Origin of the sequence: Nocardia sp. bgisy134 (assembly GCF_965341865.1) — a bacterium.
GTDB lineage: Bacteria > Actinomycetota > Actinomycetes > Mycobacteriales > Mycobacteriaceae > Nocardia.
The window spans coordinates 229,635-240,116 of the sequence record NZ_CBDQZP010000012.1 but is presented as its reverse complement, the minus strand read 5'-3'; the positions used below and the strand labels follow the sequence as shown (position 1 = coordinate 240,116).

Annotated in this window: 10 protein-coding genes and 1 pseudogene; 7 read left to right on the top strand and 4 right to left on the bottom strand. The window is 70.3% G+C overall.

Going from position 1 to position 10,482, the window contains the following annotated elements; translation table 11 throughout:
- Positions 1-257: 257 nt before the first annotated feature.
- Positions 258-848, bottom strand: coding sequence for a hypothetical protein (locus ACRWNM_RS22370; protein ID WP_431970022.1), 591 nt, complete (start codon positions 846-848; stop codon positions 258-260).
- 168 nt (positions 849-1,016) lie between these two features.
- Here ACRWNM_RS22370 and ACRWNM_RS22365 point away from each other — a divergent pair.
- The 6 genes and pseudogenes from ACRWNM_RS22365 to recN form a co-directional block, all read left to right on the top strand.
- Positions 1,017-2,003: pseudogene (locus tag ACRWNM_RS22365) on the top strand (tetratricopeptide repeat protein); the annotation flags it as partial.
- A gap of 1,189 nt (positions 2,004-3,192) precedes the next feature.
- Entirely contained in the window at positions 3,193-4,083 is an 891-nt protein-coding gene (locus tag ACRWNM_RS22360) for an HAD-IIA family hydrolase (protein WP_431970009.1), read from the top strand.
- A gap of 13 nt (positions 4,084-4,096) precedes the next feature.
- Positions 4,097-4,405: a hypothetical protein gene (locus tag ACRWNM_RS22355; RefSeq protein WP_431970008.1), complete on the top strand. Its 309-nt coding sequence runs from the start codon at positions 4,097-4,099 to the stop codon at positions 4,403-4,405.
- Position 4,406: 1 nt separating this feature from the next.
- Positions 4,407-5,228: a TlyA family RNA methyltransferase gene (locus ACRWNM_RS22350; protein ID WP_431970007.1), complete on the top strand. Its 822-nt coding sequence runs from the start codon at positions 4,407-4,409 to the stop codon at positions 5,226-5,228.
- Positions 5,225-6,217: an NAD kinase gene (locus ACRWNM_RS22345; RefSeq protein WP_431970006.1), complete on the top strand. Its 993-nt coding sequence runs from the start codon at positions 5,225-5,227 to the stop codon at positions 6,215-6,217. Before ACRWNM_RS22350 ends, ACRWNM_RS22345 begins: the two co-directional genes overlap by 4 nt.
- Positions 6,195-7,964 (top strand): DNA repair protein RecN, encoded by a 1,770-nt coding sequence (gene recN, locus ACRWNM_RS22340; RefSeq protein ID WP_431970005.1) that lies wholly within the window; start codon positions 6,195-6,197, stop codon positions 7,962-7,964. The genes ACRWNM_RS22345 and recN overlap by 23 nt, the downstream gene beginning before the upstream one ends.
- A 74-nt stretch (positions 7,965-8,038) precedes the next feature.
- On the opposite strand, the gene ACRWNM_RS22335 is transcribed toward recN, so the two are convergent.
- The gene (locus ACRWNM_RS22335) at positions 8,039-8,464 is read right to left on the bottom strand and encodes an SRPBCC family protein (RefSeq protein WP_431970004.1); all 426 of its coding nucleotides are present in this window, start codon (positions 8,462-8,464) and stop codon (positions 8,039-8,041) included.
- A gap of 191 nt (positions 8,465-8,655) precedes the next feature.
- On the opposite strand from ACRWNM_RS22335, the gene ACRWNM_RS22330 reads away from it, so the two are divergent.
- Entirely contained in the window at positions 8,656-8,970 is a 315-nt protein-coding gene (locus tag ACRWNM_RS22330; protein ID WP_431970003.1) for a hypothetical protein, read from the top strand.
- A 71-nt stretch (positions 8,971-9,041) separates the two neighbouring features.
- Here ACRWNM_RS22330 and ACRWNM_RS22325 read toward each other — a convergent pair whose 3' ends face one another.
- Both ACRWNM_RS22325 and add read right to left on the bottom strand, forming a co-directional pair.
- The gene (locus ACRWNM_RS22325; RefSeq protein ID WP_431970002.1) at positions 9,042-9,266 is read right to left on the bottom strand and encodes a lipopolysaccharide assembly protein LapA domain-containing protein; all 225 of its coding nucleotides are present in this window, start codon (positions 9,264-9,266) and stop codon (positions 9,042-9,044) included.
- Positions 9,267-9,440: 174 nt separating this feature from the next.
- Positions 9,441-10,469, bottom strand: coding sequence for an adenosine deaminase (gene add, locus ACRWNM_RS22320; protein WP_431970001.1), 1,029 nt, complete (start codon positions 10,467-10,469; stop codon positions 9,441-9,443).
- Positions 10,470-10,482: the final 13 nt, after the last annotated feature.

Below are 10,482 nucleotides of genomic sequence, written 5' to 3'. Positions count from 1 at the left end.
CTTTCACGATAGGGGACCCAATTCTGGGTCCCCTATCGTCGTTTGGGCGCTTTCGCGCCCGTGACGCCGTCGCGTCCGAGCCCCACCGACGGCACGTGATTCAATTTGTTGGGGCCCTGAACAACTTCAGCGGAACCTAGAAAGGGATCACCGTGTCCGAACACAACGACGGTCGGAAGCCATTCCGACGTAGCGCTTCCGACTCCGGTCAGCGCGACGCCGGTTCTGACCGGCCGTCCCGCGGCACGGGTGGCTCCTCACGCGGCGACCGCGAGGGCAATGCCGGGCGCGGCGGCTTCGACCGCAGGAGCGGATCGGGCGAACGCGGTGAATCCGGTGGCCGCGGCGGCTTCCAGCGCCGCGACGATTTCGGCGGCCGCGGCGGCGCGGGCCGACGTCAGGACTCTGAAGGTCGCGGCGGTTTCGACCGCGGCGGCGAACGTCGTGGTGGTTACCAACGCGGCGAGGGCTCCGGCGAGCGCGGCGGCTATGGTTCGCGCGGCTCCTCCGAGGAGCGCGGCGGCTTCCAGCGCCGGGGCGACTCGGGCGAACGCGGTGGTCACGAGCGTCGCGGCGACTCCGGGGATCGCGGCGGTTTCAAACCGCGCGGCGGCTCGGGTGAGCGTGGCGGATTCGACCGGCGTGGCGGTTCGGGTGAGCGCGGTGGTTACGAGCGTCGCGGTGACTCCGGTGAGCGCGGTGGTTACGAGCGTCGCGGTGACTCCGGGGAACGCGGTGGCTTCAAGCCGCGCGGCGGCTCGGGCGAGCGTGGCGGCTACGACCGTGGCGGTTCGGGCGAACGCGGTGGTTTCAGCCGTGGCGGTTCGGGTGAGCGCGGCGGATTCCATCGGGGCGGTTCCGGCGATCGTGGCGGATTCGGCCGCGGTGATTCAGGAGATCGCGGAGGTTTCGAGCGCCGCGGGGATTCCGGGGAACGCGGTGGCTTCAAGCCCCGACGCGACTCCGAGGACAAAGGTTTCAAGCCGCGCGGCGAGCGCGGCGGCGATTTCGGTGAGCGGCGCGGATTCTCGGGTCGCGGTGACTCCGAAGACCGTGGCGGTTTCGAGCGTCGCGAGTCGGGTGAGCGCGGTGGTTTCCAGCGTCGTGGTTCCGGCGACCGCCCCGATTTCGGTCGGCGTGGCGAAGGTTCCGGCGGACGGCGCGACGCTGAGGAGCGCGGCTTCGATCGTGGCGAGAGCGGCGATCGCGGCGGCTTCAAGCGTCGCGGCGAATCGGGTGACTACGACCGCGGAACGCAGGACCGTCGTCGCGGCGGCGAGGGCGCACGAACCGGTGGTCGTTCGCTGGATCGGCGTCCCCCGCGTCCCGAGGAACCGGATCTGCCGGACGACGTGCAGGCATCCGACCTGGACACCGCGATCCGCCGCGATCTGCTGAGCCTGGACAAGGGCAATGCCGAGACCGTGGCGCGGCACCTGGTGATGGCCGTCCGCCTCGTCGAGGACGATCCGCGCCTCGCCCTCGCGCACGCGCGCGCGGCCAGACAGCGCGCGGGCCGGATCGCCGTGGTACGCGAGACCGCGGGCGTCGTGGCCTACCACGCGGGAGAGTGGGCGGAAGCGCTGTCCGAGCTGCGCACCGCACGACGCATGTCCGGCGGTTCCGGTCTGCTCGCGGTGATGGCCGACTGCGAACGCGGTCTCGGACGTCCCGAGCGCGCCATCGAACTCGGCCGCAGCGAGGAAGCCCGCGCGCTCAGCGGCGACGAGGCCACCGAGCTGCGCATCGTCGTGGCCGGCGCCCGCATGGACCTCGGCCAGTACGACCAGGCCGTGGTGACCCTGCAAACCTCCGACCTCGACCCAGAGCGCACCGGCTCCGCCGCCGCCCGCCTGTTCTACGCCTACGCCGACGCCCTGGTGGCCGCAGGTCGCACCGACGAGGGCCTGACTTGGTTCCTCAACGCGGCCTCCGCCGACCTCGACGGCGAGACCGACGCCGAAGAACGCGCGGAAGAGCTGACCGGCGACGCCGACCTGTAGGTCCGCGCCAACCGCCAACCGCCAACCGCCAACCGCCAACCGCCAACCGCCAACCGCCGACCGCCAACCGGTGAGAGGTGCACAGCGACCGGCGATCGCTACGGGCGAGCAACGGTCCGGGACGAGCCGGATAGCTGCCGAGATCCGCACTGTGTCGCGGGGCGCCCGTTGACAGGTAAGCGCCGATCAGCGACCGCTGCCAGCGATTGACCGGCATCGGGGGAGCTACCGCGATCGACGGTCCAGCCATGCGGCGCTGACTGTCGAGGGTCGGCCGCCGACGGTTGGGTGCCGCCCGGTGACGGCTGGTGAGTGACCATCGGGCAGCGTTCCGGGCAGTGACCGTGATCTGCGGTCCGGCTACGCGGCGCTGCCGGTTATTGGCTGCCCGCCGACCGGTGATCGCCGCACGGTAACCGCTGGCAAGCGACGATCTGGCGGTGGGCCGGGCGGCTACCGCGATCCGCCCACGCGTGCTGTCTGTCGCAGATTGACCACCGACAGTGATCGCCCCGCGGCGACCGTTGGCCAGCGACTGTCTGGCGGTGGGGCAGGTGGTTACTGCGATCCGTGGACCGGCTGAGCACGCTGCCTGTCACGGAGCGCCCGCCGACGGTGATTACCGCCTGGGGCGGCTGGCGAGTGACCGTGCGGCAGGAGGCCGGGCGGTTACCGCGATCTGTCTGCGGTCCCGGCATGCCGTGCTGACTGTTGGGTCGCCCGCCGACCGGTGATCGCCGCACGGCCACCACTGTCAGCGCCCATCCAGCAGGGACGACCGGGCGGTTGCCGCGATCGGCGCACCACACTTGGAGACGTCCGTCGTGAATGATCGTCCGGCTTTTCCGCGTGAACGGGCAGGGATCTCCAGGTTGACGCCCCAGTCCCGGATAACGCGTCGATCAGCGGTCCGCCCGGATGTGATGCGCCGTCGCGGAACGGGTTTGGTCCCTCGAGACGTGTTCTCGGTCGAGTGGTCCGGTGGTTGTTCGCAGCTGTGGGGCAGGCAACGCGATGCCGTATCTGTCGGCTGACTGACGTAGGGTCGAATCCTCGGCGTGTTGTCGAGGCGGCTCGGATCGGCGGCCGTGCGTGGCGACTCGGCCACGGCGGCGGCGTCGGGGCCGACCGACCTTGGGCGCGCATGGAATTCGGCACGCGCCGAGTGGTGACACGAAGTGAGAGTGGTGTGAAGCGGCTACGAGATCGCTATGAAGCCCTGTTGCTGGACCTGGACGGCACGCTGTACCGCGGTCCCGCGGTGATCGAGGGTGCGCCGGAAGCGTTGGCGGGCGCGGGCGAGTCGGAGCAGCGGCTCGTGTACGTCACCAACAACGCCAGCCGCGGGCCGGAGGTGGTCGCCGAGCATCTGGCGGAGCTGGGCTTCCCCGCGACCACCGAGGACGTGGTGACCAGCGCGCAGGCGGCCGCGCGACTGCTGGCCGAACGCCTGCGGCCCGGCGCCGAGGTGCTCGTGGTCGGCACCGACGATCTCGTCGCGGAAGTCGACGCGGTCGGCCTGCGCGCCGTCCGCCGGTTCGACGGGACCGTGCCCGCCGCCGTGGTGCAAGGGCATTCGCCGCAGACGGCCTGGCCCGATCTGGCCGAGGCGGCGTACGCGCTGCGCGCCGACGCGCTGTGGGTGGCGGCCAACACGGACAAGACGCTGCCGAACGAGCGCGGTCTCGCGCCGGGCAACGGCGCGATGGTCGCCGCACTGCGCGCCGCGTCGGACCGCGAGCCGATCGTCGCGGGCAAGCCGTACGCGCCGCTGCTCGAGGACGCTCTGGTCCGCGCGGGCACCCGCAGCGCGCTCGTCGTCGGCGACCGGCTGGACACCGACATCGAGGGCGCCCAGCACGTCGGCCTCGATTCGCTGCTGGTGCTGACCGGCGTGAGCACTCTGGACGAGCTCCGTACCGCGCCCGAGACGCGTATCCCCACTTACGTCGCGGATTCCCTGGACGCGCTGAACCACCCTCCGGTCGAGGACGAGTCGACGGACGACCTGTCCGAGCGGCTGCGGAGGAACCCCGGCCGGGCGGTGACGGTGCGCGCGTCCGATTCGGAAATCGGATAGCGTTGGCATCACGATGACTACTCCGACGCCCCGCCCGCAGGGACCCGGTGTGCCCGGTCCCGGACCGAACGCGCCCCGCCCCGGCGTCCCGCTGCCCGGCAGGCATCTGCCGGGCGCGCAGGGTCGCCCGGAGCCCGCCGACCCGGACCGGATTCGCACCGAGATCGACAGCCTGCTGGCCGAGCTCGACGTCCGGGGCGCCGCCTTCGTGGCGGCCGCGGACAGCGCGGAATCCGGCGCCGACATCACCCGGCGCGCGCGCATCCTGGAGCAGGCACACGACGTGCTGGTCCAGGCCCTGGCTACGGTGGACAAGATCTGAGGTGGCCAGGCGCGCGCGAGTGGACGCCGAACTCGTTCGCCGCGGGTTGGCGCGATCGCGGGAGCACGCGGTCGAGCTGATCGGCGCGGGTCGGGTCCTGATTGCTGGATCGGTCGCCACCAAACCGGCGACCGCGGTGGAAACGGGCACCCCGCTGCTGGTGCGGGAGGAACCCGACGAGGTGCAGTGGGCCTCGCGCGGTGCGCACAAACTCCTCGGCGCGCTGGAGCGATTCGAGCTGGAGGGCGTGCGTGTCGCGGGCAAGCGCTGCCTGGACGCGGGCGCGTCGACCGGCGGGTTCACCGACGTGCTGCTCAGCCGTGGCGCGCGGGAAGTGGTGGCGGTCGACGTCGGGTACGGCCAGCTGATCTGGCGGTTGCAGAACGACGACCGTGTTCGCGTCCACGACCGCACCAACGTCCGCAACCTGACGCCCGAACTCATCGACGGCACGGTCGAACTCGTCGTCGGTGACCTGTCGTTCATCTCCCTCGGCCTGGTGCTGCCCGCACTGGCCGCCTGCGCCGCCGACGGCGCCGATCTGCTGCCCATGGTGAAACCGCAGTTCGAGGTGGGCAAGGAGCGGGTCGGCTCGGGTGGCGTCGTCCGCGATCCCGCGTTGCGCGCGGAGGCGGTGCGCACGGTCGCCGCGGTGGCCGCCGAACACGGGCTGCGCACCCTCGGCGCGGTGGCCAGCCCGCTTCCCGGTCCGTCGGGCAATGTCGAATACTTTCTGTGGCTGCGCAAGGACGGGCAGTTCGAATACGACGCGCAAGAGGTCGCCGCGCTCGTCGAGCGCGCGGTTGAGGAGGGTCCACAGTGAACGCGGTGACGCCGGAATCCGGCGGCCGGGAGATCCTGCTTGTCTCGCATCCGGGCCGGGCGGAGATCATCGAGACCGCCCACCGGGTGGCGAAGATCTTCACCGAGGCGGGAATCGGGCTGCGGGTTCTCGATGACGAGGCCGACAGCACCCGGTTCGATGTCGAGGCAGGCCAGGACACGATGGCCTGCGCGGCGCCCGGCGGATATCCGGTGCAAGTGGTCGAGCACGGGCCGGAGGCCGCGGTCGGGTGCGAGATGGTGCTGGTGCTCGGCGGTGACGGTACGTTCCTGCGTGCCGCCGAACTGGCGCGTCCGGCGTCGGTGCCGGTGCTGGGAATCAATCTGGGCCGCATCGGCTTTCTCACCGAGGCCGAGGCCGAGCACTTGGACGAGGCGCTCGGCCAGGTGGTGCGCGGCGACTACCGTATCGAGCATCGGATGACGATCGACCTGTCGGTCCGGGTGGACGACGAGGTGGTGGACACCGGCTGGGCGTTGAACGAGGCCAGCATCGAGAACGCCTCGCGCATGGGCGTGTTGGAGGTCGTGCTCGAGGTCGACGGGCGACCCGTCTCGTCGTTCGGCTGCGACGGCATCCTGATCGCCACGCCGACCGGCTCCACGGCCTACGCGTTCTCGGCAGGCGGGCCGGTGGTGTGGCCGGAGCTGGAGGCGCTGCTGGTGATCCCGAGCAACGCGCACGCCCTGTTCGCGCGACCCCTGGTGACCAGCCCGGAGTCCAGGATTGCGGTGGAATCCGTTGCCACGGGCCACGATGCGATAGTTTTCCTGGACGGCAGGCGCACCATGGCGTTGCCCAAGGGCGGCCGGGTGGAGGCGGTCCGCGGCGCCGAACCGGTGCGCTGGGTGCGGTTGGACTCCGCGCCGTTCGCGGACCGGATGGTGCGCAAGTTCCAGTTGCCTGTGACCGGCTGGCGAGGCCGACGGCGAACGGAGAGCACACGTGCTGACAGAGATCAGGATTGACAGCCTCGGCGTCATATCCACGGCCACCGCGCAGTTCCACGAGGGTCTCACCGTCCTGACGGGTGAGACCGGCGCGGGCAAGACCATGGTGGTGACCAGCCTGCACCTGCTGAGCGGTGCGCGCGCCGACGCGGGCCGGGTGCGGCTCGGCGCGGCGCGTGCGGTGGTGGAGGGCCGCTTCACCGTCGACGACGTGAACGAGGCCGCCCGCACCGAGGTCGGTCAGGTGCTGGAGTCGGCGGCGGCCGAGGCCGACGACGACGGCAGTGTCATCGCGATCCGCACGGTGAACAGCGATGGACGCTCCCGCGCGCATCTCGGTGGCCGCGGCGTGCCCGCCTCGGTGCTGGCCGATTTCACCGCGCCGCTGTTGACCGTGCACGGCCAGAACGACCAGCTGCGTTTGCAGCGTCCGGAACAGCAGCTGAACGCGCTGGACCAGTTCGCCGCCGAGACGGTCGGTTCGCTGTTGCGCAAGTATCAGGTGCATCGTCGTTCCTGGCTCGACGCCCGCACCGAGCTGCTGGAACGCACCGCTCGCAGCAGGGAATTGGCGTTGGAGGCCGACCGGCTGAAGTACTCGCTCACCGAGATCGACGCCATCGCACCGGAACCCGGCGAGGACGCGCGGATCGTCGACGAGGTGCGCAGGCTCAGCGATCTGGATTCGCTGCGCGAGGCCGCCGCGACCGCGCACGACGCGCTCGCCGGTCCGGCCGACGCGCCCGAGGACGGTTCCGGCGCACTGGAATTGCTCGGCGCGGCGCGTTCGCGGCTGGAGTCCGCCGACGATCCGGCTCTGTCCGCGCTCGCGCCCCGGCTGGGCGAGGCCATCGCGGTGGTCGTCGATCTGACCACCGAGCTCAGCGGTTACCTCTCCGACCTGCCCTCCGATCCCGGTGCGCTGGACTCGCTGCTGACCAGGCAGGCCGAGCTCAAGAGCCTGACCCGCAAGTACGCCCCCGACATCGACGGTGTGCTCGCCTGGGCCGACGAGGCGCGCACCAGGCTGGATTCGCTCGATGTGTCCGAGGAGGCGCTCACCAAGCTGGCGGCAGAGGTGGACATCGCCGCCGAGCGAGTGCGCACGGCGGCCCGCAAGCTCACCGCCGCGCGCACCAAGTCGGCGGGCAAGCTGGCCGCGGCGGTCAGCGCCGAGCTCGGCGGGCTGGCGATGGGGAAGGCCCGGTTGGAGGTCGAGGTGCGTCCGGTGCCCGCGGGCGCGCAGGATTCCGCGCCGCTGAACGTCGATGGCGTCGACTTGCACGCGGGCGCGTCCGGCGTGGACGAGGTCGAGTTCCGTCTCTCCGCGCATTCGGGCGCGCAGTCGCTGCCGCTGAGCAAGAGCGCCTCGGGCGGCGAACTCTCCCGCGTGATGCTCGCGCTCGAGGTGGTGCTCGCCAGTTCCGATCACGGCGCGACGATGGTGTTCGACGAGGTCGACGCCGGTGTCGGCGGCCGGGCCGCGGTGGAGATCGGCCGCAGGCTGGCCCGGCTGGCGCGCACCCATCAGGTCATCGTGGTGACCCACCTGCCCCAGGTCGCGGCGTTCGCCGACACGCATCTGGTGGTGAACAAGTCCGACGACGGCAAGGGCAAGGTCAACAGCGGCGTCCGCGCGCTCACCAAGGACGAGCGCGTCATCGAGCTGGCCCGCATGCTCGCCGGTCTGGACGACACCGAGACCGGTCGCGCGCACGCCGAGGAACTGCTCGAGACCGCCCGCGCCGAACGCGCGACCGTCTGACCTTCCTGAACAAACGAAAAGGCCCTCGCCCCCGAGCATTACGCCATCGGGGGCGAGGGCCTTTCCATGTCAGCTCAGCTGAACGCCTTCTGCGTGCCCTTGATGAACTGGTTGATCAGCACCCGCAGGCCGGCTTCGACCGCCTTGGCGGGCACCGGCAGGCTCGGCTCCGACTCCATCGTGTAGGACACCCGCGTGCCGCCGCTCTCGGCGTCGCTGAAGGTCACGATGCCGACGTGCCGCTTCACCGGCGCGCCCTTGACGATCTTGTATTCCATCCGCTCACCGGGCACCAGCTTGGTGGTCTCCTCGACGATGCCGATGCCGCCTCGGCCGACCACGTACTGCGCTCCGACACCCTCTGGGGTCGGGGAACCCGGCTTCTTCAGGGTGAACTGCACGAACGGTAGGTGGGCGTTGATGCCATCCCGCTCGGTGAAGAACTTGTACACGACATCGCGCGGGGCGGCGATGACGACGTCGACGGTGCTGGTGGCCATGCGTGTCTCCTCTTCGAGCTGTCTGTGACGGCAGTGTATAGGTACCACGTCACGTCGCGGTGCGCCGTGTCGGCGCGGTCACACGGTCGTGGCGGATTCGCCGGACCCGGTTTCGGAGCGTGCTGACGGGCAAATGCGGGAACATCGGCAGTCGAAACAGGAGGACGACGATGTTCCGAACGAGTGTTCGTTTGGCAATCATCACCGCGGCCGCCGCGTCGGCGGTCGTGCTCGGCGGCGGACTCGCCGCCGCGGCGCCGACGCTCACCGCCGACACCACCGAGGAAGGCAGTATCGCGGTCGGCAGCAACCCGACCGGGGAGCAGTGGACCTGCGTGCTGGTCGGCTCGGCCGAGGAGGCGGGTGGCCGCTACGACATGGCGCGCGCCGGGGAGAGCCGCGGCGGCTTCGCCGCGGGCAGCACGGTGACCGCGGGATGCTTGAACAACCAGACATTCGCGATCAGCCTGGTCACGGGCGTGACCTCGCTCGACGACGAGGACTGACGTACTGGTTCCAGCAGAAGTCCGACGGCGCGGTGCAGATCGCGCTGGGACCGAGCACGTGATCGCGGCGGTCAGCGGCGGCGCTTGCGCGTCATCAGCACCCCGGTGATCCAGCCGACGACGAACATGACGAGCAGGATCAGCCACATCGGTGACTCCACGCTGATCAGCAGGAATTCGATCGTCACCTTGGCGCGGTTGTCGAAGACGAACAGCACGGCGAGCACGGTCAGAACCAGTGCGACCCACTGCGTTGGTGACACCCGCGCCAAGAAAGAACGGTGTTCGGTGGCCATCGGTCGATCCTCTCTGCCCGGGTGCGCGCCGCCGCCTGCCGTGCCGTCGCCGACCGCCCGACAACCACCACTCTCGGCGACGCCGCGAATGTGCTCCGGCGCTGAGAAGTCGCCTCAATGTAGCGGAGGCGCTCGGGTGTCGTCGGCGGTGACACGCTCGCCGTCTCGACGGCCTCAGCCGTTGGCGACGTAGGCGTCGATCTCGCGCAGGTAGCCGTCCAGGCGCGCCGGGGTCAGCCAGGACGCGCGGAACGAGTTGCGGGCCAGGCGCACCAGCTGGTCGACGTCCAGGCTGGCTTGTTCGCGCAATGCCAGGTAGTTGTCCGCGGCGTAGGCGCCGAAGTAGGCGGGATCGTCGCTGTTGAGCGTGACGAGCAGGCCGCGGTCGAGCAGCCCGACGATCTCGTCGGACTTCATCTGGGCGGTGACGAAGGAATTGGAGACCGGACAGCAGGTGAGCCCGATGCTCTTGGCGCGCACCAATTCCACCAGCCGCTCGTCCTCCACGATATTGGTGCCGTGATCGAGCCGGTCGACGCCGATTTCCTCGAGCGCCTGGCGGATGTGTTCTTGGGAATCGGGCTGGTCGATGTCGCAGTGCATGGTGAGCAGGAAGCCTTCGCGGCGCGCTCGTTCGAACACCGCGGCGAACTTGCGGGGTGGGTTGCCGCGTTCGTCGGAATCGAGTCCGACGCCGATGATCCAGTCGCGGTAGGGCAGCGCCTCCATCAGCGTGGCCATCGCGTATTCCGCCGAGTGGTCGCGCAGGAAGCACAGGATCAGCTCGGCCGAGATGCCGAGCTCGCGGCGGGCCTGCACGATCGCGGAGCGGTATCCGCCGATGACCGACTGGAACGGGACACCGCGTCCGGTGTGCGCCTGCGGATCGAAGAACATCTCGACGTGCCTGATGCCGTCGGCATGCGCCCTTGTCAGGTATTCGAAGGCCAGATCGTGAAAGTCGCGCGGCTGCTGGAGCACCTGCATCGCCGGGTAGTAGACCTCGAGGAACGAGGTCAGGTCGTGGAAGCGGTAGGTCCGGCGGACCTCGTCGACGGTGCGCTCCGGCAGCCGGATGCCGTTGCGTTCGGCCAGCCGGAACTTCAGCTCCGGTTCGAGGGTGCCCTCGAGGTGCAGGTGCAGCTCGGCTTTGGGCAGGCCGCGGACGAACTCGGCGGAATCGGGACGAACCGTGCCGGTCATGGGTCACCACCGT

What these genes read in the sequence shown, in the direction of transcription:
- ACRWNM_RS22355 (WP_431970008.1), top strand. Translation starts at nt 4,097, where the DNA reads ATGACTACTCCGACGCCCCGCCCGCAGGGACCCGGTGTGCCCGGTCCC.
- add (WP_431970001.1), bottom strand. Translation starts at nt 10,469, where the DNA reads ATGACCGGCACGGTTCGTCCCGATTCCGCCGAGTTCGTCCGCGGCCTG.
- ACRWNM_RS22325 (WP_431970002.1), bottom strand. Translation starts at nt 9,266, where the DNA reads ATGGCCACCGAACACCGTTCTTTCTTGGCGCGGGTGTCACCAACGCAG.
- ACRWNM_RS22335 (WP_431970004.1), bottom strand. Translation starts at nt 8,464, where the DNA reads ATGGCCACCAGCACCGTCGACGTCGTCATCGCCGCCCCGCGCGATGTC.
- ACRWNM_RS22370 (WP_431970022.1), bottom strand. Translation starts at nt 848, where the DNA reads ATGGAATCCGCCGCGCTCACCCGAACCGCCACGGCTGAAACCACCGCG.